A 25,893-nucleotide genomic window follows, 5' to 3' on the forward strand; every position below is an offset into this window, starting at 1 on the left:
CTCTTCGCCGAGGGTGGTGCTCTCGTCCAGCGCCCCGGGCACGGCGTCCTGCACGGCGCGCCGGACCGCGTCGATCACGTCGACCGGGTCGCCGTTCTCGTCCGTCAGGGTCAGCGACTCGGTCGCGCTCGCGCCCACCGACCGGTCGTACGGCGCTGCGAGCACCACGTCCCTGGAGCGTTCGAGCTGCTCGGCGGCGTTGTCCAGGGCCTGGTCGAGCTTCTCCTGCGGGCTTCCCGGGGCGGGGGTGCCGAGATCGGAGACCTCCTTGAGCTTGGTCAGCAGGGCCTGCGGGGTGTGGCGCTCGGTGTACTCGTTGGTGACCCCCGACTGCGCCATGTCCTTGACGTAGCGCTGCACCAGCGGGACCGCGATGCTCCGGTCGAGGGTCAGGCTGCCGTTGAGGAACCGTTCGACCGCGTCGCCGACCAGGTGGAGCGGCAGGTCGAGGTCGCCTTCCCCGTACATCAGCAGCGCGTCGTCCTCGGCGACCGCGAACAGCGCGGTGCCGGAGACGGTCTCCGTCCTGGACTCGCTGACGGTGATGCGCTCGCCGGTCGGCACCCCGTGCTCGGCGCTTTCGGAGCCGGTCAGGGTGAGATCGACGGTGCTGCGCAGCATGTAGTGGCGGCCGAAGTTGATCAGCAGTTCCTCGCTGCCCCAGATGTCCGTGAGCGCGGTGGACTCGGACGTGCCGCCGGACCGGGAGGGCAGCGAGAGCGAGCCGCCGTCGCTGGTCGTGCCGCCGTCGTCGAGGTCGGAGGCGCTCGTCGACATCCCCGCGGACAGACCGGACGAGCCGCCCCACGAGATCCCCGCGCTGCCGAGCCCGAACTTGATCTTGCCGGTGACGTGGTCGACGACGCCCACCACCTCGGTCTCGCCGATCTCGCCGGACACCGACAGCGACGAGCGCGTGGGGCCGCCGTTCGGCCGGATCGCGCCGTCCGTGGTGAACGGCCGGTTCAGCAGCTTCGGATGGCCGACCAGGTTGCGCACGTTCAGGAACGTCATGAGGTGCTGGAGGGCCACGGAGTCGGCGGTCGTGCCGCGTGGCAGCACCTGGCGGGCGGCGTCCAGGGGACGGCCGACGTCCACGTGCAGCAACTGTGCGATGGACCTGAGCTTCGGGGACATCCGCCCGATCGGCGCGGGCGGCGTCTCCTTCGTCGACGGGAGCAGGTCGGCGGCGAAGACGAGCTGGGCCGACCCCTCGGTGGTCGCGATCGTCGTCGTCGTGCCGTTGTGCAGCAGGTTGGCGGTCATATGGTGGCCCAGCTTCAGGATCGCGACCGGGCCGTTGCTCTCCTCCAGGGTCACGATGTTGGTCGTGCCGCCGGCGCTGGAGCCCGCCGTACGGGTGCGGTTGCCGCCGCCGTTGACGCCGACCTCGTGCGTGAGGCCGTCCTGCCCCTCGTTCGGGCCGTCGCTCTCGCTGACCGACGCGCCGCCGCTGTACGTCCTGGACCTGTTGATGCCGCGGGCCGAGGTGTCGGAGCCGATGTCGAGGTTGACCACCGTCTGGGTGTCGGTGTGACCGACGTAGGTCACGTCGTCGAAGTCCTGCTGCAGCGACAGGTGCAGCATGTAGTGCTCGGGGGCGGCGTTGAGACCGTGCAGCGTCAGGTCGAGGACGATGCCGTCCTGGGCCAGGGAGTCGTAGGCGGCGCGGATCCGCTGCTCCGACAGTTGCTCCAGGAGCTCCTGCCGGTTGAGGATCTGGCTGGCGCGGGCGAGATCGTTGGTGGCGTACTCCGGCACGCCGTTCACGACCTTGGGGATGACTCCCCGCTCGGCCAGCTCCTCCAGGACCTTCTCCCGGAACTCCGCCAGCCCCTCGATCTCCTCCACCAGCGCCGGGCCCGCGCCGCGCATCTTCCCCGGCCCCTCGCCGAGCCATACGGGCAGCTCCGGCTTGCGGCCGGGCGGCGGGGCGGGGTTGGGGTCGCCGCGCAGGACCGGCTCGCCGTTGGCGTCGGTGACCGGCTGCCCGTTCTTGCGGACCAGCGCGGCGCTGTCCACGGGCAGGCCGAAACGGAAGGCGGCCTTCTCGCGCATGTCGGCCAGCGCCGTGCTGCGCACCGGCGTCAACGTGACGGGCGGCTCACCGAACCGCTCCACGGTGAACGTGGTGACCACCACGAGCCGGTAGCTCTGCTTGGGGTGGGTCATGCGGCGCACGCTGGGGTGGATCGCCTGCTTGTTGGCCGTGGCCGAGTACGACCGCGACGCCCCTCTCGCCCCGTTGGCCTTGGGGCCGATCGCGGGCTGGTACCCGCCGAGATCCACGGCCGCCAGCCCGGGGGCGTTGAACCCGGCCGAGGCGTTGCCTTCGAGCGAGGCGCCCGAGGACGCGCTCGAAGGTGTCGCGACGAAGTCGACCAGCACCTCCTCCTCCCACTCCTCGGAGGTCGAGCCGCCGACCGGCTGGGAGAGCTCCACCACGACCCGGCTCTCGGCGCGTACCCGGACCTGCGGCTCGCCGTTCTTGGTGAAGACGCGCTCCAGCCCCTCGTTGACCGCGGTCCGCAGGTTGTGGGGCAGGTTATGGGTGACGAACCCGCGCAGCGCGTCGCGGGCCGGGGTGCCGACCTCGGCGTAGTCGCCGCCGAGCACGTCCGCGAGCATGTCGACGGCGCCTTCCAGGTCGCTCATGCTCTGGACGACGACGTTGGGCATCTCCGTGCGGCGCTTGGCCCTGTCGATCCACTCCAGCTTGCGCGGCGGCTGGTCGGTGGCGGAGTGCGAGAACCACAGCCGCTGGCTCGACGAGTCGCCGGGAGCGCCGGAGTCGACCGTGACGGCGCCCCGCCAGTTCCCGTCCTGGCCGGTGCGGATCTCGGCCGTCCAGGTGGCGGCGGCGTCGAACAGCAGCGACTCGCTCCGGTTGTCGGTGACCGAGCCCGTCTGGGCGAACATGCCGGCTCCGCCGCCGTTCGACCAGTTGCGCCCGATCGAGGCGCCGAGGCCGACGCCCAGCAGTTCCGTCATCATCCTGGCCACGTGGTCCTCGGGCAGGAACTGGGCCAGGACGCCGGTGTTGAAGCCCATCGACAGCCCGCCGCTGCCCGCCTGGCTGACCGAGGCCGTACGGCCGGCCTGGTGGAACAGGCCCACCATCATCTCCGACCCCTTGATGGCCGGATCGAGCACCTCGACCAGGTCGGCGAGCGTCAGCTTGATGCGCACCTCGGCCGCCTTGCCGTGCTGCCCCACCTGCACGACGAGGCCGTCGGCGGAGACGGCCTTGTGGAAGTCCGCCCGGATCGCCCCCTCCAGCTCGTGCGTCGTGAACCTGTGGCCGATGCCGTTGTCGGCCAGCAGGTCGTTGACGGCGGTGGTGAGGGCGGACACGTGGGCCAGCCGGCCCGTCGGCTGGGCCGCGGCCAGGTTGATCTCCTGGGGCAACGCGGCGGCCAGCGCGTCCAGGTACGCGGCGTGCTGATGCAGGACCTGGTCGGCCAGCCGCGCGGCGACGGGCCGCATGCCGACCGGCCCGGCGGGCGCGCTCGGGTTCTCGATCTCGTTCAACGCCGTGAGCAGCTGCTGGTACGTCTGCCGGGTACGGGTCGCCTCGCGCAGCGCGACCTCGTACGCGTCGGCGATCCTGGTGTGCCGTTCCCGGGTGGCGCGATGGGTACGGCTCTCCTGCCGCGCCTTGCGCGCTCGCTCCGCGTGGCCCTGGTCGTGCTGCCTGTCGGCCTTCCGTGCCTCCTGCCGCGCCTTGCGGATCGCCTCCTTGGCCTCCTCGGCGCTCTTCCGCTTCGCCGCGATCTGCTCCTGGAGCGCCTGCTCGGCCCGCTGCAGCGCGTCGATGACGGCCGGCAGCTCCTCGCGCGCGGGGCGGCCCTGCGGCACCGGCGGCGCGTGGGTGGGCCGGGACCCCGGCTTGGGGGCCCATGGCGGCAGCGGCGGGGTGTGGCCGCGCTCGGTGAGCTGGCGGGACACGCCGTCGATGTCCAGGGCGAGCAGCCGCTGCTCCTGCGGCGTCTGTGCGGCGTGCCACTGCTCGGCCAGGAACGCCAGCTCGTTGAGCTGGGCCTGGGCGCACATGTCCTGCGTGGGCTCGCTGGTCGCCGGCTTGCGGCGCAGGAAGCCCCGCCGCTTGGGGGCGGCGTCCTCCTGGAGCTTCTGCAGGGTGTCGGTGATCTCGTGCAGCCAGACCCGGGAGACCTGGCTCGGGTTCATGCCGGGGGCGAAGTGCACGACGTGGGCGTGCTGGGCGTCCTCGCCGGTCGAGAGCTCGGTCTCGCCCATGAGCCCCTCGGTCATCTCGCCGACGACCGGGCGGAAGTGGTGGGTGCCGTTGTTCCTGGTCCGGACGACGAGCGTGCCGTCGGCAGACCAGGTGATGTCCTGCACGTCCTGGTTGAGGAAGTGGGACGTCCGCAGGGCGTCGGCGCCCTCCTGGACCTCGTCGGGCTGCAACGAGGTGCCCGGCCGGGCGTCGGGGACGTGCCGGGTGCCCGGGACCGGCCTCGACGTGACCGTGCCCGGCCTGCTCGTGGCGGGCTGCCGGGTCTCGCCCGTCTCCTGGGCCAGCAGCACCAGCGCGGTGGCCTCGGCCTGCAGCTCGTCGGCGTCGGTGACCTCGTCGGCGCGGGTGTCCAGGGCGGCGCGCACGCGTCTCATGGTGGCGGCGCGGATCACCCGTACGCTGCCGTCGGGGGAGGGGATGAGGAGGTCGCCGTTCGGGCCGACGACCGCGCCGGGGAAGTCCACGGTGAGCGAGTTCATCAGCGCGTTACGGGCCCGGACGGTCGCCAGGACGGGCGTGGGCGGCGGCGCGTCGTCGGGGGCGGCGGCCGACGTGGTGGCGGGGGCGTCGTCGTTCTGCGGGGCGGCCGCTTCCTGCTGGTCGCCCTGCTGCGCGATCGGCCCCTGCTGGTTGTCCTGCTGCGGGCTCTGTTGGTTGTCCTGCTGGTTGTCCTGTTGTGCGTTCTGCTGGTTGTCCTGCTGGTTGTCCTGCTGTGCGTTCGGCTGGGTGTCCGGCTGAGCGTCTGGCTGGGCCGCCGGGGCGGGCTGGGCGTCCTGCTGGGGGGCCGGTTGCTGCTGGTCCTCCTGCTGGGCGTCCTGCGAGTCGTCCTGAACCTGGGAGTCGTCCTGGGGCTGGGGGGCGGCGGTGGTCTGCGGAGCCGGTGCGGAGCTGGTCTTCGCCTTCGGGTCCGGGGTCTGCGGCGTCGTGTCGGGGGCCGCCGCGGAGTCGTCGGTGGTGTCGTCGGTGGAGTTCTCGGTGGTCTCGGCCCGGGGCTCGCGGTCGGTGTTCTGCCGGTCGTCCCGCGAGGTGGAGCCGCGGCGCGGGCCGGCGTCGGAGTCGGGGGCGGCGGACGTGCCGCGCCTGACGTCGTCGTTCTGGCTGGAGGAGGGCGCGCCGGCGGGCGTCGCCCCGGCGGGGACGACGGGCCCGCCGCCCATGGAGGCCGGGCTGCCGCCCGGCGGGTTCCCGCCCGGCGGGTTCCCGCCTCCGGCGTTGGGGTCGCCGCCACCCGCGCGGGCGGCGTCGGTACGGGCGGCGGTGTCGTAGGCCGAGGCCAGGGCGGTGACCGGGTTGGCCAGCGTCGTGTACACCTCGGGGTTGAACGGGCTGATCGACCCGGTACGCCCCGCGCCGCCCATGAAGCCGCCCATGATGGCGTCGGCCGTGAACGGGTTGTCCCACTGCTTGTACACCAGGCCGTTGGCGAAGAAGCTGCCGAACGGGGAGGCGATCGTGTTGGTCAGGCCGGTGGTCATCGCACGGCCGGGGAAGCCCGGCATGTGCCGGGTGACTTTGGAGATGGGCCCGGACAGCGCGGTGCCGGCGAGCGCGCCGCCGCCGGCGCCGATGATCGCCGCCCGGGACTTCTTCCAGTCCCATTCCTTCCTGGTGCCCATCTGGATCTGCTGGTACTGGGCGCCGGCGTCGATGAAGAACTCTTCGCCGATCTCCTCGATCAGCTCCTTGCCGATCGCCGAGCCGAGCAGCCGGGCGATGAGGCCGCGCCCGGTGGCGCCGCTGAGCACGGTCACCCGGGCCAGCTTGCCGGCGCCCACCTCCCTGGCGCCGATCATGGCGAGCCGGACCAGGATCCGGCTGATCGCCGCGCGGCCCGCGGCCGCGTACGGCCCGATGATCGCCGTCGCGGAGCCGGCGGTGAAGAAGGCGACGAAGAGCGCGATGGCGATGGCGACGACCGTGACCCAGAACGCCACGTTGACGGACAGCTTGGAGTACTGGGTCTCGACCGCGAAGTTCTCCGACTGGCTCAGGAAGTTCTGCGACTGGCCGGCCGCGCCCGCCATGCCGGCGCCGTGGCCGTACAGGTACTTGGCGCGGGAGACGAAGTCGGCGCTGGCCGGCGAGGACCAGCCGGTCGCCACGGTGCGCACGGCCGAGCCGGCGCGCGGCGCGGTGCCGATCGCCCCGGCGGCGAGCGCGTGGTAGGCGTGGGCGAGCTTGGACATCCCGCTCTCGCTCGCCTCCGGCCACTTCTGGCCGGCCGACAACATCGGGATCAACCAGTTGACCACCCAGTCGGGCAGCACCTCGGTCTCCCAGACCGGCTCCACGTCCCGGTCGATGCGGACCGGGGGCTGGACGGTGGACACATTCGACGAAGTGTGGGAAGTCGGCCCCTGGGGGCCGGTCGCGCTGTGCGTCACGCGTCAGACCTCTCGCGCTTTGAGGTCTTGCTCGATGGCGGCGTCCACGCCGAGGGTGTTGTCGATGCTCGCGCGCAGCCTGCCGCACGCGTCCATCATCTGCTTGGACAGCTCGACGCACTGGTGGAGCATGCGGTTGGGGCCGTCGTCGCGGAAATGGGAGTTCATGAACGCCTGGCCCTCGGCGCCGTTGCCCCAGGGCGCGGCGGCCAGCGCCTCGACGACCGCGGCGACCAGCCGCTCGGACTCCTTCTCCCAGTCCTCGGCCACGGTGGTCCACTGGGAGATGCCCGAGTCCACGACGGGCTTGATGATCTGGGTGCCGTCCCAGGGCCTCATCGGCTGCCTCCCATGCGGTCGGCGAGCCGGGCCATGACGGTTTCGAGATCGCCGCTCAGATGCGCCTGGAAGTCCTCGCGCGGGATCACCGGCTCGAAGATCTCGGTGACGCGCTCCTGGGCGCGCTCGGCGGCCAGCCGGGTGGTCTCGGCGATGGTGTCGGCGAGCTGACGGGCGTCGGGGCGGCGGTAGATGCGCGGGTCGAGGTCGAGCCGGATCAGCTCGCCGCGCGAGCCGACGGTGACCGACACCAGGCCGTCCTTCGAGGTCTCGGTCACCTGGACGGCCTTGGCCTGCTGGTGCAGCTCCATGCCCACGTCCTGGATCTGGCGGAACATGTCGCGCAGCTCGTCGCCGTATGCCCGCATCCCCGCCACGTCAGGAGAATCCATGACACCCCCGCCCCCATGCCGCGTGTTTCTTACGTCACATGCACCTTTCAGGTCAGTTTCTGTCACATGAACAACAGGAGACAAGAGCCAATCTTCAAAAAGGCCCATCCTGTGGACTTATCGCCACAATTTCCTCGCGGAGCTCGGTGATCTCCGTCCGCGGGGCCCACGCCCGGTACACCCCCCGCTCGACCCGCTCCAGCCCCAGCGCGAGCGCGGCGGGCGCGGAGCCGCCCAGGTATTCGAGCAGGAGCAGGCCGTCCCGCTCGTCGTGCACCTGGAACCGCTCGCCCCGCCAGGTGCACTCCGTGGTGACGAACTGCAGGGACGCGCACTCGGCGAACGGCACCGTGCGGACGTGGCAGCCGGGCTCGACCTCCTCGAAGCCGTCGGCCGGCTCGGGGAGGCGCAGGCGCACCCACAGCTCCAGGGGATGTGGCTCGGGGCTGGCCACGTAGTCGGCGCCCTGCCAGTGGGCGCGGTAGAAGTGCCAGGTCATGCCGCCGCCTTCCGGCCGATCAGCAGCCATCGCCGCAGGTCGCCGTGGTAGAGCGCGCGCCGGTGCTCGGTGCCCTCGTGGGTGAGCTCCCAGATCTCCGCGCCGTGCGGCAGGCCGACGCCGTACACCTTGTACTCGCGGATGACCTGGTCGACGTTGGGCACCAGGCCCATGCCCACGAACGGCGGCTCCTCGACCACCCAGCCGGCCACCGCGTCCCGGCCCTGCTCGTCGAGCCCGCCGTACGGCGTGCGGTAGAGGTCGAGGCCGACGGGATGCCAGCGCAGGATGTTCAGCGAGCCGCTCCCGGTCAGCATGTCGGGCTGCTTCAGCGCGTCGGCCAGCACCGTGGGCGTGGCGATGTGCGAGACGTCGAGGGCGTGGTGGCAGTAGCCGGAGACGCGCGGCTCGGCCGTCGCCAGCAGGTCGGCGATGTCGGCCGGGGACAGCAGCTTCTGCACCACCGGCACCCCCGACCCGGGCGCGAGCCGCAGGTCCTGGACGAGCGTGGGCACCGCCAGCCTGGCCAGCGTCCCGGGCTCCAGCAGGAACGAGGCCCCGAGGCCCGGGTTGACCGCCAGGCCCCATCGCGGGTCCGGCCAGCCGGCCGCCAGCTCGGCGGGCGAGACGATCCGGCAGTGCGTGGCCAGGCCGCCGGTCGCGGTCACCATCGCCTCGACCGAGGTGAAGGCGAGCACCCACGTACGGCCGGAGTCCGTGGCCGTCGCCCAGGCGGGCGGCTCGGTCCCGGCCGCGGCGGCGGCGGTGATCGGCAACGCCAGGTCGGCGTCGCGGAGCAGGCCCAGGCACAGGGCGGTCTGCCCGTCCTGGTGGGCCGCCCACAACTGTTCCTCGAACGGCGTGGCCGGCAGATGATCAGTGGACGTCATCCGCCCAGTGTGCCCGCTACACCTCCAGGCGCACGCCGTAGGAGGTCAGCCAGACGTTCAGATCCAGCGCCAGCTCCAGGCCGTACCTGCTCATCGTGGTCGTCACCTTCTCGGCCGGCGCGAAGGCGGCCTCGCGGACGGCGTCGGCGTCGAGCAGTTGCAGCACCGGGGCGTCCTTGTCGGCGGCCAGCTCGCGCAGCGCGTCCCGGAGCGCCTGCTCGTAGCCCACGTCCTGGGTCACCGGGTACGGGGCCTTGACCCGGCGCACGATGGGCTCGGGCAGCAGGTCGGCCCCGGCCGCCCGCAGCAGGCTCTTCTCCCTGCCGTCGAACGTCTTCATCGACCAGGGCGTGTTGAACACGTAGTCGACCAGCCGGTGGTCGCAGAACGGCACGCGCACCTCCAGCCCGACGGCCATGCTCATCCGGTCCTTGCGGTCGAGCAGGAAGGGCAGGAAGCGGGTGAGGTGCAGGTAGCAGATCTCGCGCATGCGCCGCTCGCGGGCGTCCTGCCCGGCCACGTGGGGCACCTCGGCCAGCGCCGTACGGTAGCCGTCGGCGGTGTAGGCGTCCAGGTCGAGCTGCCGGATCAGCGACTTGTCGAGCATGTCGGTCGGCTGCTGCTCGCGCATCACCATCGCCAGCCACGGGAAGGTGTCGGCCTCGACCGTCTGCGGCAGGTGGAACCAGGCGTACCCGCCGAAGATCTCGTCGGCGGACTCGCCGGACAGCGCCACGGTCGAATGCTCGCGGATGGCGCGGAACAGCATGTAGAGGGAGGAGTTCATGTCGCCCAGGAAGCTCGGCGCGTCCCAGGCCCGGACGACCGAGGCCCGCAGCCCGGGGTCGGCCAGCTCCGCCGGCCCGAGGACGATGTCGGTGTGCTCGGAGCCGACGTGCTCGGCCAGCATCCGCACGAACGGCCGGTCGGGGTCGCCGCGGTACTCGTCGGCCCGGAAGTGCTCGGCGTAACCGGCGTAGTCCACGGCGAAGGAGCGGATCGGGCCGTGCGTCCTGGCCAGCGCGGTGACGACGCTGGAGTCGAGGCCGCCGGAGAGCAGCGTGCAGAGCGGCACGTCGGAGATCAGCTGCCGGCCGACGATGTCGTCGAGCAGCTCGCGCACCGTGCGTACGGTCGTGTCGAGGTCGTCGGTGTGCTCGCGGCCCTCCAGCGACCAGTAGCGGCGCAGCCGCGCGCCCTGCCGGCCCACGCGCAGCAGGTGGCCGGGCGGCAGCTCGCACAGGCCCTTGTAGACCGACCGCTGCCGGACGGTGGCCATGCTGAGGAGCTGGCGCAGGCCGTCGAGGTCGACCACGGGCGGGGCCAGCGGGTTGGCCAGGATCGCCTTGGGCTCGGAGCCGAACAGCACGCCGTTGGGCAGGGGGTAGTAGAACAGGGGCTTGATGCCCATGCGGTCGCGGATCAGCACGAGCTCCTGCGCGCGCTCGTCCCAGACGGCGAAGGCGTACATGCCGTTGATCCGGTCGGCGACGCCCTCTCCCCATTCCAGGTAGCCGCGCAGCACGACCTCGGTGTCGCTTCTGGTGCGGAAGCGGTGGCCCTTGGCGGCCAGCTCCTCGCGCAGCTCGCGGAAGTTGTAGACCTCGCCGCTGTAGGTGATGACGGCCAGGCCCTCGGCCTCGATCGGCATGTGGCCGCCCTCGACGTCGATGACGGCGAGCCTGCGGTTGCCGAGCGCGGCGTGCGGTTCGAGGTGCAGACCCTGGTCGTCGGGGCCCCGGCAGCTCATGGTCGCGGTCATGGCGAGGGCCGTGGCCCGTTCGCGGGTCAGGTCGCGGTCGAAGTCCACCCATCCGGCGATGCCGCACATGCGAGGGTCCTCTCAGACGCAGTCCTGGTGGTGCTCCCCGGCGTCGTCTGACAACGTGCCTGACGCTCTCGCAACATAACCGCGCGGAGCTGATCGGTCCATACCCGACCAAATACCCCTGAAAGCGGTCTGGGCCCGCACCCCGAAGAGGGTGCGGGCCCAGACGCGGGCTGCGTGAGGTCAGGCGGGAACGATGTTCTCGGCCTGCGGGCCCTTCTGGCCCTGCACGACGTCGAAGGCCACCTTCTGGCCCTCGGTCAGCTCACGGTAGCCACCGTTGGAGACGATGTTGGAGTAGTGGGCGAAGACGTCGGCGCCGCCGCCGTCCTGCGCGATGAAGCCGAAGCCCTTTTCCGAGTTGAACCACTTCACGGTACCGGTAGCCATAACGATCTCCTTCAGATGACGTGCAGAGACGGGATCCGCACCGTGCGGATCCCCGTGTCGCCGCGATGAGCCCATCCCGGAGATGACCGGAAAACAAAAACGCACCTGAAAGTCCAGCTAGGTCAGGTGCGCACAAAGTCTTTTATGGGTACCACAACTGCAACGGGATTAAAGCTAGCACACGATCTGCTCAGGAGGCAAACGCGGGGCGGTTCACCGCGGGTCGCGGCGCAGCGGATGGCCGGGCGGCACCTCCACCAGGACGATGCGATGGCCGTCGGGGTCGGCGATCCACATCTCGACCAGGCCCCACGGCTCCAGCCGCGGCTCGCGCAGCACCGTGACGCCCGCCTGCCGCAGGCGCTCCTCCTCGCGCCCGACGTCGCGCACCTGCAACCAGATCGACAGCGTGCCGCCGGTCGCGGGGCCGTCGGAGCGCCCGGCGACCTCAAGGAATCCCTGGCCGAGGAAGAAGACCACGCCGGGATCGTCGTCGGGGCCGAACTCGCGGTAGACCGCCAGGCCGAGGGTGTCGGCGTAGAAGCGGCGGGTCCGGGCGGGGTCGGTCGGCCGCAGGAGCACGCGGCTGCTCAGCACGTCCACAAGGTCATCGTAGGCCGCGGCGGGCGCTGCGGCCCGGATCCGGCGGGCACGCGTCGTGGCCCCGGAACCCGTCATGGGGTTCCGGGGCCACGCATCCTGACGTGTCTGGCGGGACTCGGCTCACGCGGGCCCGTCAGGCGTTCGGGGGCTGGTCGCCGAGCCGGCGCTGGAGGTCGGCGATCTGCCGTTCCAGGTCCGCGACCTGCCCGGACCTGGGGTCCGCGGGCGGGCTGAACTGGCCGTAGCGCACGGACCTGGTCTGGTCGCCGCCGGGCTGCTCGTAGGAGGGCTGCTGGTGAGGGGGCTGGTGGAGGTGGGCGTCCGGGGCCGAGCCGTACGGGCTCGCGGCGTGGCCGTTCGCGCCGTACCCGCCGGGGCCGTAGCCGTCGCCGTGGCCGTACGGGCTCTGGGCCTGATGCATCGGCTGCACCGGCGGCGAGAGCTGGGCCTGGGCCGCAGGGAGCTGCTGCCACGGGGGCGGCGGCACCGCGCCGTACCCGGGCTGGGGCGAGACGATGGCCGGCTGGGGCCGCCGGCGTCCGCGCAGGACCTTGACCACGACCGCGACCAGCACCAGGAGCAGCAGCACGCCGCCGGCGATCAGCACCCACATGAGGATCGGCTTGGGCGTCTCGTCCTTGCCCGCGGAGATCGCCTGCTGGGAGTCGCTGATGTACTTGGCCACGTACGGGTGGTTCGGGAACAGCGCCTGGACCTCGCGGAACTTCGGCAGCGCGTCGGAGTAGTAGTGCCGGAAGAAGTCGTTGAGCGCCTCGTTGTACCGGGTCGTCGTGACGGCCTGGGCGGGCTTGACGTTCTTCTCGCCGAGCTTCTCCTTGATGATGCCGACCGGCAGGACGAAGCTCTCGCTCTCCGACGCCTCGCCGCCCTCGCTCACCGTGCCCGCGATCAGCATGCCGACGACCTTGCCGTCCTTGCTGAACACCGGCCCGCCGGAGTTGCCGTGGTAGGACGGAGCCTGCGTCTGGATGTACGGCACGCCGGTCTGCGTGGTGCGCTTGGCGTTGTACGGGCCCTCGGTCAGGGCCGGCTCCAGCTTCGACTCCAGGCTGAAGAACGGCGTGTTGGTGACCAGGCCGGGGAAGCCGCTGATGTAGAGCGTGTCACCGGTGCGCACGTCGGCGTCGTCGCCGAGCGGCACGGTCGGCAGGTTCTGCTGGCCGTTCACCTTCAGCAGCGCGAAGTCCTTGCCCGGGTAGCTCTCGCCGACCGACACCAGCTCGGCCGGGACCGCCTTGGCCGTCTTGTCCACCCCGCCGCCGGGCAGGCTCTGCATGACCGACAGGCTCTGCTTGAGGTTGCTGAGCTGCATGTGGGTCGAGTTGAACGTGACGTAGATCTGCTGGGCGAGCTTGAGGATCTCCTCGTCGTTCTTGAGGTCGCCCAGGCCGCTGATGATCTCCTTGGCGTCCTGCTTGTTGAACTTGGCCAGCGCCTGCTGGGCGAAGAGCTGGCTGAGCTCGGTCTCGCCGACCTGGACGCAGTGCGCGCCGGTGACCATGTAGCCGTCAGGGGTGACCCACCAGCCGGTGCACATGCCGCCGACCTCGGCCTCGACCGTACGCATCGGCGTGGTCGAGGACACGTAGGTGTCCACGTTGGCGGCGATCTGCTGGAAGACCCACTTGCCGATGCTGCGCTCGTCCGAGGAGATCTTGCCGGACTGGACGGCGGCGACGGCCTCCTGGACGATCTGGTTGTAGGCCGCCTCGTTGATCGTGTTGGACGGGACGGACACCGTCGCCGTGTAGGTGAAGCTGGTCAGCTGCACCGCGGGCTGCGTACGCGCCGCCAGCCAGGTGCCCACCGGGATGTCGGGCCGCTCGTCGGGGGTGCCGTCGGCGGCCGCCGGCAGCGCGGGCAGCATGACCGCCGCGACGACCGCCGCACCCGCGGCGACCCTCATCAGTCTTTTCCTGAAATATCCGCTCACAGGCGGAAATGATGAGTTAGCCCTCTTGTTCCTGGCTTGGAGCCGACTGGGAGCCCCCTCCAAGCCCTGCCAGGTCGGGTGCCGGAGGGGGCCGTCAGGGCGTCTATGAGCCGGTGATCACGGTGAGGTCGGCGTCGAAGTCGCGGTCGAGGGGGAAGACCGGGCGGGCCAGGCGCTCGTACGGCAGGCGCTGCAGGTCCTGGTCGACCCCGCCCGGCGTGAGCGCGAGCAGCCAGTCGCCGGCCGCGTCGAACAACTCGGGCTCCAGATAGCCGATCTTGACCGTCACCAGGTCGACGTCGTCCACCTGGACGCCCAGCCGGGCGTAGGAGGCCAGCTCGCGGTACTGCATGCGCCGGGAGGTGACGAACACGCTCAGACCGCCCACCCGCACGCTGACGCACAACCCGCCGTCGGGGTCGTCGGCGACCGCCTCCAGCACGCCCTCGATCGGCAGCGGCCCCGGCTCGCGGGCGTCGATCCGGCCGCCGACGCGCAGGCTGACCGGCGAGCCCGGCGCGAGGCCGGCGACCTGGGCCACGGCCTCCGGATCGACCAGCGAGGCGTACACCGCGCGGACCGAGCCGCCGGCGATCTCGGGACGGGCCAGCATGCGTTCGAGGGCGAAGGTGACGTCGTCGGCGCCGCCCGCGCCGGGGTTGTCGCCCGAGTCGCTGATGAAGAACGGGCGCCGGGCCGGGTCCTTGACCGCGGTCAGCGCCTGGTCGAGGCATTCGTCCATGGAACCGGTGGGCGCGACGAAGGTGAAGGCGTCGCGCGCCGCCCAGAACTGCTCGCCCAGCTCGCGGGCGGCCGCGGCGGTGGCGGCGGCGTCGGTGCCGGTGGCGACCACAGCGCCGCGGCAGCGGGGCTCGTCGGCCCAGGCGAAGCCGATCCAGATGGCCGCGTCGATGACGCCGTCCCTGGCCTCGATCTCGGGGACGCGGGCGTAGAGGCCCTTGGCCGGCTCGACGCGCGTGCTGGTCATCTCGCCGGGCAGCAGGATCGGCACGTGCACGAGGGCCTTGTGCGGACGCTGCCCGCGGCGCAGGGCCGTCACCAGGTTGCGCGCGGCGCGCTCGCGGGTCTCCCAGACGTCGACGTGCGGCGCGGTGCGGTAGCAGGTGAGCAGGTCGCAGCCGGCGAAGAACCGGTGGGAGACGTTGCCGTGCAGGTCCATGGCCGCCGAGACGAACGGCTGACCGCCGGTCACCGAGCGGACCACCGTGATCAGGTCGCCTTCGGCGTCCTCCAGCCCGACCACGCTCATCGCGCCGTGGATGTCGAGCAGGACGCCGTCCACCGGGCCCGCGGAGGCCAGCCCGGCGGCGATCTCGGCGGCCCAGGCGTCGTAGGTCTCCCTGGCCACGGCCCCGCCGGGCAGGGCGCGGGCGTGCACGAGCGGGATCCACTCGACGTCGGCCGCCCACGGCTCGGCGAGCCAGCCGTACCGCGCCAGCAGGGCGTCACCGCGGGTGACCTCGAAGTCGGCGGCGGTGCTCAGGTGCGGGGAGAAGGTGCTGGACTCGATGTGCACGCCGCCGACGGCGACGCGGAGGGGACGGGACACGGGCGGGGGACTCCTTGCCTAGGAGGGACGGACGTCGGCCGAGGCGCGCACGAGGTGCCCGAGGCCGATCAGGGCGGCGTCCGGGCCGGCGGCGCTGGCCTCGATGGACAGTGACTGGGTCATGGACGGCAGGCAGCGCTTGTAGAGCATGCTCCGGGCGGCGGCCACGTAGACGTCGAGGCTGGACAGCGCGCCGCCGATGACGACGGCGTCGGGGTTGAGGAAGTTGACCAGGCCGGACAGGGCGACCCCGAGCAGTTCGCCGGCGTGGCGCACCAGGGTCACGACGGACGGCTCGGCGTCGACGGTGGCGGCGACGACGTCGCGCGGCGTGCTGACCCGCAGGCCGCGGTCCTTGAGCTGGCGGACCAGGGCGGCGCCGCTGGCCACCGTCTCCAGGCAGCCGCGGCTGCCGCAGGAGCACTCGCGCTCGCCGCTGTCGGCCACCCGCACGTGGGTGACGTCGCCGCTGAGGCCGCGGCCGCCGCGGTAGATCTGGCCGCCGCTGACCAGGCAGCCGCCGATGCCGGTGCCGGCCTTGACGTAGATCATGTCGCCGGGGTCGCGGCCCCGGCTGACGTACTCGCCGATGGCGGCGGCCTTGGCGTCGTTGTCGACGACCGCGGGCACGCCGAAGCGCTCCCTCAGGTGGGCCTGGGCGTCGAAGCCGTTCCAGCCGGGCATCCGGGCCGGGCCGATCAGCCGGCCGTGCGGGTACTCGACCGGGCCGGGCAGCGCGAGGCCGATGCCGAGCAACGTCTGGCCGGGGGCATTGGCCGTGCTGAGCTGCTCGTACGCCCGCCAGATGGCGTCGAAGACCTGGCCGGGCCCTTCCGCTATGTCGGTGGCGATCTCCCGTACGGCCAGCAGCCGGCCGTCGGGCGCGCACAGCCCCACGCGCGCGTGCTGGGCGCCCAGCTCGGACACCGCGAAGGCGCCCGGGACGTCGCGCAGCCGCAGGATCCGCGGCCGTCGCCCGCCGGTGGAGCGGCCGACGCCCTCCTCCAGGATGGCGCCCTCCTCCAGCAGCCGCCGGACCACGCTGGAGACCGTGGACGGAGCCACCTGGAGGGTCTCCACCAGATCGGCGCGCGACGTCGCCGCACCGCTGGCCAAGAGGCTGAGCGCCTGCTCACGCAGGTTGGCGGGACTCGATGGCTCCGGCATGCCGCTCCTCTTTCAGGCCGGTTCCCCGGCAGGCCCGTCGTCGCAACAGAGCCCCATCATGAGGCACCGGCGACTTCGACTCTAAACCGAAAGAAGTCAGCGAACAAAGCGAATTAGTTCCGTTGACTTCATGCGGGACCATCTATACATTCTCCGCATCGAACGCACCAGGCCCCCCGGTAAGCGCAGGGCGCCGTGCGACGTCAACCGAGGAGATCCCATGGGGAGCAGATTCCACCGGCGCGGGCTCCGCGGCACCGGCGCCCTGGCGGGCGTGCTGGCCCTCGGGCTGGCGCTGACCGCGTGCAGCGGGTCCGCCGGCGGCGCGCAGAAGGCCGCCCAGAGCGGGGGCCAGAGCAAGGACGGCGTGACCGTCGCCCTCAGGACCCCGAACTGGATCCTGCCGATCTCGGCACCCGGCTTCACCCAGGGCGAGAACGTCATCTTCGGCTCCGCCCAGTACCGTCACCTGTACGAGTACCTGCTGGACGGCTCGGCGAAGTACAACATCGACCCCGGGCGCTCGATGGCCGAACCGCCCGAGGTGAGCGACGGCGGCAAGACGCTGACGATCACGCTGAAGGACAACACGTGGTCCGACGGCAAGCCCGTCACCACCCGTGACATCCAGTTCTGGTGGAATCTCGTCACCGCGAACAAGGACAAGTGGGCGTCCTACCGGGAGGGCGGCTTCCCGGACAACATCGCCGAGTTCAAGGTGAAGGACGACAAGACCTTCTCCCTGACGACCACGAAGACGTACAACACCGGGTGGTTCGTCGGCAACCAGCTCAACCGCATCGTGCCGCTGCCCCAGCACGTCTGGGACAAGGACTCGGCCACCGGCAAGGTGAGCGACCTCGACACCACCCCCGAGGGCGCCAAGAAGGTCTTCGACTTCCTCACCGCCGCGTCGAAGGACCCCAAGACGTACGCGACCAACGAGCTGTGGCAGGTCAACAGCGGCCCGTGGAAGCTGGAGAAGTACGTGCCGAACGGCGAGGTCGTCCTCACCGCCCGCGCGAACTACTCCGGCAGCGACAAGCCGAAGCTCAAGTCGGTCACGCTGCGCCCCTTCACCAGCGACGACGCCGAGTTCAACGTGCTGCGCGCCGGCCAGATCGACTACGGCTACGTGCCGCCGGCCAACCTGTCGCAGCAGAAGTACCTGGAGTCGAAGGGCTACCAGATCGCCCCCTGGTACGGCTGGTCCATCACCTACCTCCAGCTCAACTTCAACAACCCCGACTCCGGCCCCCTGTTCAAGCAGCTCTACCTGCGCCAGGCCCTGCAGTCGCTCATCGACCAGCCGACCATCAGCAAGGCCATCTGGTCCGGCATGGCGGCCCCGACCTGTGGGCCCGTCCCGGCCAAGCCCGGCACGAACGGCTCCAGCGAAGGCTGCGCCTACCCCTTCGACCCGGCCAAGGCCAAGCAGCTCCTGGAGAGCCACGGCTGGCAGGTGACCCCCGACGGGCAGACGACCTGCCAGAAGCCGGGCAGCGGCGCCGACCAGTGCGGCGAGGGCGTCAAGTCCGGCGCGAAGCTGGCCTTCACCGTCACCAGCCAGACCGGCTTCGCCGCGACGACCAAGATGTTCGCCGAGATCAAGTCGCAGATGTCGAAGCTGGGCATCCAGCTCACCATCAAGGAAGTGCCGGACTCGGTCGCGGTCACCCCGGCGTGCAAGCCGTCGGACTCCAACTGCTCGTGGGACATGTCGTTCTTCGGCTCGCAGGGCAGCTGGTACTACCCGGCCTTCCCCAGCGGCGAGCGGCTGTTCGCCACCGACGCGCCGGTCAACCTGGGCAGCTACAGCGACCCCGAGGCCGACAAGCTCATCGAGGCCACCCAGTTCGCCGACGACGAGGCGACGCTCAAGGCGTACAACGACCGGCTGGCCCAGGACCTGCCGGTGTTGTGGATGCCGAACCCCGTCTACCAGATCTCGGCGTACCGCTCCGGGCTCCAGGGCGTCACGCAGGACCCGATGAACAACATGTTCTTCCAGGACTGGTCCTGGAAGAGCTGAGACCGTCCCCGACTCCGGCGGCCCGTGCGGGGGTCGCCGGGGTCCCTGGAACAAGGAGGGGCCCCGCGTGGCCCGGTATCTGATCACCCGCTTGGGCCAGGCCCTGATCATCGTCGTGCTGGTCACGATGATCACGTTCGTCATCCTGCATCTCCTGCCGGGCGGCGCGGCGCGGGCCACCCTGGGCAAGGACGCGACGCTGGCCCAGCTGGCGGCGTTCGACCACGAAATGGGCTACGACCGCCCCTGGATCCAGCAGTACGTCATGTTCATCGGCCGCCTCCTGCGCGGCGACCTCGGCTACTCCTTCCAGCTCAACCAGTCGGTGGCCGAGGCCATCGGCCAGCGGCTGCCCAAGACCATGGTGTTGTCGTTGTTCTCGACGATGCTGGCCGTCGTCGTCGCCATCCCGCTCGGCGTCGTCCAGGCGATGCGGCGCAACCGGTGGCCCGACTACACGATCACCACCCTGTCGCTGCTGGCCTACGCCACGCCGATCTTCTTCATGGGTCTCATGATGATCATTCTCTTCTCGCAGGTCTGGCCGATCCTGCCGCCGGAGGCCTCGCAGGGGTTCACCCTCGGTGAGGTGCTGGCCGATCCGGCCGGGCTCGTCCTGCCCACCGTCACGCTCGCCATCGTGACCGTCGCCGTCTACTCGCGGTACGTGCGCTCCTCGATGGTCGACAACCTCAACGAGAACTACGTGCGCACCGCCCGCAGCAAGGGCCTGTCGGAGGCGCGCGTCGTCGCCCGGCACACGCTGCGCAACGGCCTGTTCCCGGTCATCACCCTGCTCGGGATGTACCTGCCCGCGCTGTTCAGCGGCGCCCTGGTCGTCGAGGCCCTGTTCAACTACCCCGGCATGGGCCAGCTGTTCTGGCAGGCGGCGCTGAAGCGGGACTTCCCGATCCTGTTCGGCGTCACGCTGATCATCGCGATCGCGACCGTGCTCGGCGCCCTGCTCGCCGACCTGCTGTACGCCGCCGTCGATCCGCGCGTCCGGCTCAGGACGGCGGCCCGCTCATGACCGCGTCCGCCGAGGCGACCGGCACGCCGGTCCCCGCCGAAGAGGCGCCCGTACGCGGCCAGTGGCGTCAGGCGCTGACCGTGTTCGCCGAGAACCGCCTGGCCCTGCTGGGCCTGATCATCTTCATCGTGCTGGGCGGCCTGTGCTTCCTCGGCCCGCTGTTCTACCGGACCGACCAGGTGCACACCGACCTCGCGTCGGTCTACCTGGCCCCCGGCACCCCGGGCCACCCGCTGGGCACCGACGGCGTCGGCTACGACCAGCTCGGCCGCCTGCTGCTCGGCGGGCAGACGTCCATCGTCGTCGGGCTGGCCGCCGGCGTGCTGGCCACGGTCGTGGGCACGATCTGGGGCGCCATCGCCGGCTTCACCAGCGGCTGGGTGGACGCGGCCATGATGCGGGTGGTCGACGCGATGATGTCGATCCCCTCGCTGTTCCTGTTCATGCTGATGGCGACCATCGTCACGCCGACCGTGCCGATGCTCATCCTCATCATCGGCGCCTTCGCCTGGCTGGGCCCGGCCCGGCTGGTCCGCGGCGAGGCGCTGACCCTGCGCTCGCGCGAGTACGTGCAGGCCATGCGGTCGATGGGCGGCACCGGCGGCCGGGCCGTACGGCGGCACATCATCCCCAACGCCATCGGCACCGTGATCGTCAACGCCACCTTCCAGGTCGCCGACGCCATCCTGTACGTCGCCTACCTGTCCTTCCTCGGCCTCGGCGTGCCGCCGCCCGCGGCGAACTGGGGCGGGATGCTCTCCGACGGCCTCGCCAACACCTACAGCGGCTACTGGTGGCTGCTGTACCCGCCCGGGATCGCCATCATCCTCATCGTCCTCGCCTTCAACTTCATCGGCGACGGGCTGAGGGACGTCTTCGAGGTCCGCCTCCGGCGGCGCTAGGAGGAACGGAACATGAGCCCTTTGCTGCGCCTGCGCGACGTCAGCACCGACATCCCGCTGCGTCAGGGCGTCGTGCACGCCCTCGACCACGTCAACCTGGAGGTGCGGCAGGGCGAGACGCTCGGCATCGTCGGCGAGTCGGGCAGCGGCAAGACCATGACCGCCCTGTCGATCATGGGCCTGCTGCCGTCCGGCGGCCGCGTCGTCGGCGGCGAGATCCTGTTCGAGGGCCGCGACCTGCTGTCCCTGCCGCCCGCCGAGATGCGCAGGATCCGCGGCGTCGAGATGGGCATGGTGTTCCAGGACCCGCTCACCTCGCTCAACCCCACCATGCGCATCGGCGCCCAGGTCGCCGAGCCGCTCCGGGTGCACCAGGGCGTCGGCAAGGCCGAGGCGCGCGAGCGGGCCGTGGAGATCCTGCGCCGGGTCGGCATGCCGCGTCCCGACAAGATCGCCGACGCCTACCCCCACCAGCTCTCCGGCGGCATGCGCCAGCGCGTGGTCATCGCCATGGCCCTGGTCTGCTCGCCCCGGCTGCTCATCGCCGACGAGCCGACCACCGCCCTCGACGTCACCACCCAGCGCCAGATCCTGGAACTCATCGACGACCTGCGCGAGGAGTTCCAGATGGCGGTCATCCTGGTCACCCACGACCTGGGCGTGATCGCCAGCCGCGCCGACCGGGTCGCCGTCATGTACGCCGGCCGCGTGGTGGAGGCCGCGACCACCGCCGAGCTGTTCCGGCAGCCGCGCCACCGCTACACCGAGGCCCTCATGGAGTCGCTGCCCGGCGCGGCCGAGCACGACGACGGCGCGCTCTACAGCATCCCCGGCCTGCCGCCGGACCTGTCCCGGCCGATGACCGGCTGCCGGTTCGCCCCCCGCTGCCGCTTCGCGACCGAGGAGTGCCGCACCACCGACGTGACCCTGTCCGGCGGCGAGCACCAGCACGCCTGCCTGCACCCGGTGCTCCAGCCGCGGGCGCGCGCCGAGGCCGCCGGGCCGCGGCCCGACCGGGCCGGGCCGCAGGCCGGGGCCGCGCCGATCCTGTCCGTCCGCGACCTGGTCAAGAACTACGACGGCACGGGCTCGCTGGGCCGCAAGGCGCCGCAGGTCAGCGCCGTCGCGGGGGTCGGCTTCGACGTGCGCCCCGGCGAGACGTTCGGGCTCGTGGGCGAGTCGGGCTGCGGCAAGTCGACCGTGGGCCGGCTGATCGTCGGCCTGGAGGAGCCCACCTCCGGCCAGATCGTGGTGGACGGCGCCGACATCGCCACGCTCGACCGGCGCGCCCGCCGCGCCATGCACCGGCGGGTCCAGCTCATGTTCCAGGACAGCTACGCGGCGATGAACCCGCGCATGCGCATCGACTCCATCCTGGCCGAGCCCCTGGAGATCCAGCAGGCCGGCGACCGGGCCGGCCGCCGCTCCCGCATCGGCACCCTGCTGGACCAGGTGGGTCTGCCGCGACGGGTGCTCGACCGCTACCCGCACGAGTTCTCCGGCGGTCAGCTCCAGCGCATCGGGCTGGCCAGGTCGCTGGCCCTGGAGCCGCGGCTGATCGTGTGCGACGAGCCGGTCAGCGCGCTCGACGTCTCCATCCAGGCCCAGGTGCTCAACCTCATGCGCGACCTCCAGCGCGAGCTGGGCCTGTCGTACGTGTTCATCAGCCACGACCTGTCCGTCGTGGACTACATGTCGGACCGGATCGGCGTCATGTACCTGGGCAAGCTCGTCGAGGTCGGGCCGGCCCGCGACGTCGTCAGGAAGGCCCGGCACCCGTACACGCAGGCGCTGATCGAGGCCGTGCCCTCGGCCGAGCCGGGCGTGGCGCCGCACACGAGCGTCGCCATCAAGGGCGAGCTGCCCAGCGCGCAGAACCCGCCCTCGGGCTGCCGGTTCAGGACGCGCTGCCCGCTCGCCCAGGAGATCTGCGAGACCGAGCCGCCGCTGGCGGGCGGCGAGCACCAGGTGGCCTGCCACTTCCCGCTGCGCACGGCGGAGTGAGGCCCACGCGCGCAGATCGGGGCCGTCAGCGGAGGGGATGGGCGCCCGGGTGCTCGTCCCACCACCGGCGGAAGAGGGGGTTGTCGTCGATGTGGTCCTCGAAGGCGGCGGCGAGCCCGCGGTAGATGGCCGCCGCCGCGTCCGCGCCGATCAGGTCCCTGCGCCAGGCCATGACCAGGTGCCCGACCTGCGGCTCGCCTGCCAGCGGCCGTACGGCGGTGCCCTCGGGCACCGGCCAGGTCGGGTCCACCAGGCGCACGCCCAGCCCGGCGGCGACCAGCGGGCGGCCGGCGCCGCTGGGGGCGTCGTAGCGCACGTCCGGCTCGAAGCCGGCGGCCCGGCAGGAGGCGCGCAGGGCGGCGAGCGAGCCGTCGTCGGCGCCGGGCGGGCTGATCCAGCGCTCGTTCCTGAGGTCGGACAGGTGCACCTCGGGCTGCTCGGCCAGCGGGTGCCCGGCGGCCATGGCCACGAAGATGGGATACCTGGGCACCAGCGTGCGGGTGACGACCGGCGGCGTGAGGGGGACGTCGAACCCCTCGATCATGCCCATGAGCGCGGCGTCGAGCTGGCCGTGGGTGAGCGCGTCGGCGAGCTGCACGCTGGACGGCTCGATGCGCAGGGAGATCGACCGGCCGGGTAACGCCTCGCCGACCCGGTCCACCACGCTGGCCACGCACGCCAGGTGGCTGCACCCGAGCCGCAGCCCGGTGACGGCCGGGTTCGCGTCGTGCAGGTCGCCGAAGAGCGAGTCGATCTCCGACAGGACGATCCGGGCGCGGGCGATGACCTGACGTCCGAGCTGGGTGGGTTCGACGCCGTTCCGGCTGCGGGTGAACAGCTCACCGCCCACCATCTCCTCGATCCTGCGGAGCTGGGTGGTGATCGCCGGTTGGGACAGCCCGAGGCGTGCGGCCGCTTTGGTCACGCTGCCGGCCTCGGCGATCGTACAGACCATTCGGAGATGCCGGAGATCCAGGTCCATAGCTCAGGATTATGTGACATGTGATGGCTCTTGGCGACGGATTGGGAACGCCCATAGGCAACACTTATGCGGCGTCGTATGACCACGCCCTCCGGACGGACCGCACACTCGTACCCGACCTCGCATCCATGCGGATACCCCCCGGAGGTTCTTGTGCGCAAGGTCCTGCACGGCTGGCGGATGATCGTCCCCCTGGCCGCATTAGCCCTACTCCCGCCGTTCGCCGCGACACCGGCGAGCGCGGCGGCCGAACCGCCCCCGGCCGCCCGCCTCGCGGTCCCGGCCGACGACGCCCCGCACGTCGCCAAGTCCCGGCTCGACACCCGTGACCGGGCGCCCCAGCCCGCGGCCAAGGACGCCCTCCGCCGCGACTACGACGAACCCGCCACCCGGCCGGAGCACGCCAGACCGTCGGCGCGCAAGAGCGTCGCCGCGGCCGCCGCCTGCAACGTCTCCGACTTCACCAGCCGCACCGGCAGCGCCCTGGTCCAGCAGATCAAGGCCAGCGCCACCGACTGCGTCAACACCCTGTTCAACCTGACCGGCACGGACGCCTACAACGCCTTCCGCGAGGCGCAGATGACGACCGTCGCCTACGCCCTGCGCGACAACTCGGCGAACTACCCGGGCGACAACACCACAAGCACCGCCCAGCTCGTCCTCTACCTGCGGGCCGGCTACTACGTCCACTGGTACAACTCCGGCGACGTCGGCTCGTACGGCCAGGCGCTCACCACCGCGATCCGGTCCGGCCTGGACGCCTTCTTCGGCAACTCCCGGTCCTCGACCGTCAGCGACGCCAACGGCGAGGTGCTGAGCGAGGCCGTCACCCTCATCGACAGCGCCGAGCAGAACGACCGCTACCTGTACGTGGTCAAGCGCCTGCTCGACGGCTACAACAGCTCCTACGACGCGTCGTGGTGGATGCTCAACGCGGTCAACAACGTCTACACCGTGCTGTTCCGCGGCCACCAGGTGCCCGCGTTCGTCAGCGCCGTGCAGGCCGACCGCAGCGTCCTGGACTCCCTGAACGCCTTCGCCGCGAACCACCTGAACATGCTCGGCACCGACCGCTCCTACCTCGTCTCCAACGCCGGCCGCGAGCTGGGCCGCTTCCTGCAGCACACGACGTTGCAGGCCGTCGTCCGGCCGCTGGCCAAGAACCTGCTCGGCCGCAGCGCCATGACCGGCGCCACCGCGCCGCTGTGGGTGGGCGTGGCCGAGATGACCGACTCCTACGACAAGGCCAACTGCTCCTACTACGGCACCTGCGACCTGGCCGCCCGCCTGACGGCCGCCGTGCTGCCGATCACCCACACCTGCAGCGCCAGCATCAGGATCCGGGCCCAGGAGGTCACCTCAAGCCAGCTCGCCGCCACCTGCGCCAGCCTGGCCAACCAGGACGCCTTCTTCCACAACCTGGTCAAGGACAACGGCCCGGTCGCGAGCGACAACAACACCACGCTGGAAGTGGTGGTCTTCGACTCCAGCACCGACTACCAGACCTACGCCGGCGCGATGTTCGGCATCGACACCAACAACGGCGGCATGTACCTGGAGGGCGACCCCGCCGCCGCGGGCAACCAGCCCAGGTTCATCGCCTACGAGGCCGAGTGGCTGCGCCCCGACTTCCAGATCTGGAACCTCAACCACGAGTACACCCACTACCTCGACGGCCGGTTCGACATGTACGGCGACTTCAACGCCGGGGTGAGCACGCCGACCATCTGGTGGATCGAGGGCTTCGCCGAGTACGTCTCCTACTCCTACCGCAAGGTCGTCTACGACGCGGCGATCACCGAGGCGGGCAAGCGCACGTACGCGCTGAGCACGCTGTGGAACACCACCTACGACCATGACACCACCCGCATCTACCGGTGGGGCTACCTGGCCGTCCGCTACATGTTCGACAAGCACCCGGCCGACGTCGCGACGCTGCTCGGCTCGTACCGGACCGGCGCGTGGAGCACCGCCAGGTCGTTCCTGACCGGCACGCTCGGCAGCCGCTACGACTCCGACTGGTACACCTGGCTCGCCGCCTGCGCGGCCGGGGCGTGCTCCGGGGGCGGCACCGGCAACCAGGCGCCCACCGCGAACTTCACCTCCACGGCCAGCGGGCTGACGGCCGCCTTCACCGACACCTCCACCGACTCCGACGGCACCATCGCCGCCCGCCGCTGGGACTTCGGCGACGGCGCCACCTCCACCGCGGCCAACCCGTCGCACGCCTACGCGGCGCAGGGCACGTACACCGTCACGCTGACCGTCACCGACGACGGCGGCGCCACCGCGACGACGTCGAAGCAGGTCACGGTGACGACCGGCGGCGGCTCGACGCCGGAGTGCACCGCCTCCGACACCCGCAAGCTCGACAAGAACTGCAAGCGCAGCAACCTGTCGGCCACCCAGGGCAACTACGCCTACCTCTACATCTACCTGCCCGCCGGGACGGCCAGGCTGACCATCACCGCCTCCGGCGGCACCGGGAACGCCGACCTCTACTACAACGCCGCCACCTGGGCCACCACCTCGGCCTACACCCAGCGCTCCACCGCGTCGGGCAACGCCGAGACCCTGGTGATCAACAACCCGCCCGCCGGCTACAACTACATCAGCCTCCACGCCGCGCAGACCTTCTCGGGCGCGAGCGTCAAGACCGAGTACTAGAC

The 25,893-nt window shown here is 71.3% G+C and carries 17 protein-coding genes; 5 read left to right on the forward strand and 12 right to left on the reverse strand.

The features are described from left to right. The 11 genes from ACWCSD_RS07960 to ACWCSD_RS08010 form a co-directional block, all read right to left on the reverse strand. Positions 1-6,588 (reverse strand): WXG100-like domain-containing protein (locus tag ACWCSD_RS07960; RefSeq protein ID WP_449913623.1); only part of this gene is annotated, 6,588 nt, incomplete at its 3' end. A 57-nt stretch (positions 6,589-6,645) separates the two neighbouring features. Next, positions 6,646-6,981: a hypothetical protein gene (locus ACWCSD_RS07965; RefSeq protein WP_387681674.1), complete on the reverse strand. Its 336-nt coding sequence runs from the start codon at positions 6,979-6,981 to the stop codon at positions 6,646-6,648. Next, on the reverse strand, positions 6,978-7,373 hold the full coding sequence (locus ACWCSD_RS07970) for a YbaB/EbfC family nucleoid-associated protein (protein WP_352360836.1): 396 nt from the start codon (positions 7,371-7,373) through the stop codon (positions 6,978-6,980). The genes ACWCSD_RS07965 and ACWCSD_RS07970 overlap by 4 nt, the downstream gene beginning before the upstream one ends. Positions 7,374-7,467: 94 nt before the next feature. Beyond that, positions 7,468-7,872, reverse strand: coding sequence for a hypothetical protein (locus ACWCSD_RS07975; protein WP_397155708.1), 405 nt, complete (start codon positions 7,870-7,872; stop codon positions 7,468-7,470). Further along, positions 7,869-8,762 carry an SseB family protein gene (locus ACWCSD_RS07980; protein ID WP_397155710.1) on the reverse strand — a complete coding sequence of 298 codons (894 nt, stop codon included), beginning with the start codon at positions 8,760-8,762 and terminating at the stop codon, positions 7,869-7,871. Before ACWCSD_RS07980 ends, ACWCSD_RS07975 begins: the two co-directional genes overlap by 4 nt. A gap of 16 nt (positions 8,763-8,778) precedes the next feature. Continuing rightward, entirely contained in the window at positions 8,779-10,593 is a 1,815-nt protein-coding gene (asnB, locus tag ACWCSD_RS07985; RefSeq protein ID WP_397155712.1) for an asparagine synthase (glutamine-hydrolyzing), read from the reverse strand. Positions 10,594-10,773: 180 nt separating this feature from the next. Then, positions 10,774-10,980 carry a cold-shock protein gene (locus ACWCSD_RS07990; protein WP_055509312.1) on the reverse strand — a complete coding sequence of 69 codons (207 nt, stop codon included), beginning with the start codon at positions 10,978-10,980 and terminating at the stop codon, positions 10,774-10,776. Between the two features lie 213 nt (positions 10,981-11,193). After that, positions 11,194-11,583: a VOC family protein gene (locus tag ACWCSD_RS07995; RefSeq protein ID WP_352320544.1), complete on the reverse strand. Its 390-nt coding sequence runs from the start codon at positions 11,581-11,583 to the stop codon at positions 11,194-11,196. A gap of 133 nt (positions 11,584-11,716) precedes the next feature. Next, entirely contained in the window at positions 11,717-13,510 is a 1,794-nt protein-coding gene (locus ACWCSD_RS08000; protein ID WP_397155714.1) for a S1 family peptidase, read from the reverse strand. 130 nt (positions 13,511-13,640) lie between these two features. Next, positions 13,641-15,107 (reverse strand): M81 family metallopeptidase, encoded by a 1,467-nt coding sequence (locus ACWCSD_RS08005; RefSeq protein ID WP_397155716.1) that lies wholly within the window; start codon positions 15,105-15,107, stop codon positions 13,641-13,643. An 18-nt stretch (positions 15,108-15,125) separates the two neighbouring features. Continuing rightward, positions 15,126-16,274 (reverse strand): ROK family transcriptional regulator, encoded by a 1,149-nt coding sequence (locus tag ACWCSD_RS08010; protein WP_397155718.1) that lies wholly within the window; start codon positions 16,272-16,274, stop codon positions 15,126-15,128. A gap of 220 nt (positions 16,275-16,494) precedes the next feature. On the opposite strand from ACWCSD_RS08010, the gene ACWCSD_RS08015 reads away from it, so the two are divergent. From ACWCSD_RS08015 to ACWCSD_RS08030, 4 genes are all read left to right on the forward strand, one after another. Further along, a complete protein-coding gene (locus ACWCSD_RS08015; RefSeq protein ID WP_397155720.1) occupies positions 16,495-18,306 on the forward strand; it encodes a peptide ABC transporter substrate-binding protein in 1,812 nt (603 codons plus the stop codon). Between the two features lie 67 nt (positions 18,307-18,373). Next, positions 18,374-19,336: an ABC transporter permease gene (locus tag ACWCSD_RS08020; RefSeq protein ID WP_357983673.1), complete on the forward strand. Its 963-nt coding sequence runs from the start codon at positions 18,374-18,376 to the stop codon at positions 19,334-19,336. Then, positions 19,333-20,238 carry an ABC transporter permease gene (locus ACWCSD_RS08025; protein WP_358296413.1) on the forward strand — a complete coding sequence of 302 codons (906 nt, stop codon included), beginning with the start codon at positions 19,333-19,335 and terminating at the stop codon, positions 20,236-20,238. The genes ACWCSD_RS08020 and ACWCSD_RS08025 overlap by 4 nt, the downstream gene beginning before the upstream one ends. A 12-nt stretch (positions 20,239-20,250) precedes the next feature. Beyond that, positions 20,251-22,242, forward strand: a complete 1,992-nt coding sequence (locus ACWCSD_RS08030) for a dipeptide ABC transporter ATP-binding protein (RefSeq protein WP_397155724.1) — start codon at positions 20,251-20,253, stop codon at positions 22,240-22,242. Positions 22,243-22,267: 25 nt separating this feature from the next. Here the strand turns inward: ACWCSD_RS08030 and ACWCSD_RS08035 are convergent, their stop codons facing one another. Continuing rightward, a complete protein-coding gene (locus ACWCSD_RS08035; protein WP_358296418.1) occupies positions 22,268-23,224 on the reverse strand; it encodes a LysR family transcriptional regulator in 957 nt (318 codons plus the stop codon). Positions 23,225-23,377: 153 nt separating this feature from the next. On the opposite strand from ACWCSD_RS08035, the gene ACWCSD_RS08040 reads away from it, so the two are divergent. Continuing rightward, positions 23,378-25,891 (forward strand): collagenase, encoded by a 2,514-nt coding sequence (locus ACWCSD_RS08040; RefSeq protein ID WP_449913628.1) that lies wholly within the window; start codon positions 23,378-23,380, stop codon positions 25,889-25,891. Positions 25,892-25,893 lie beyond the last annotated feature (2 nt).

The organism is Nonomuraea sp. NPDC001684, assembly GCF_053596515.1.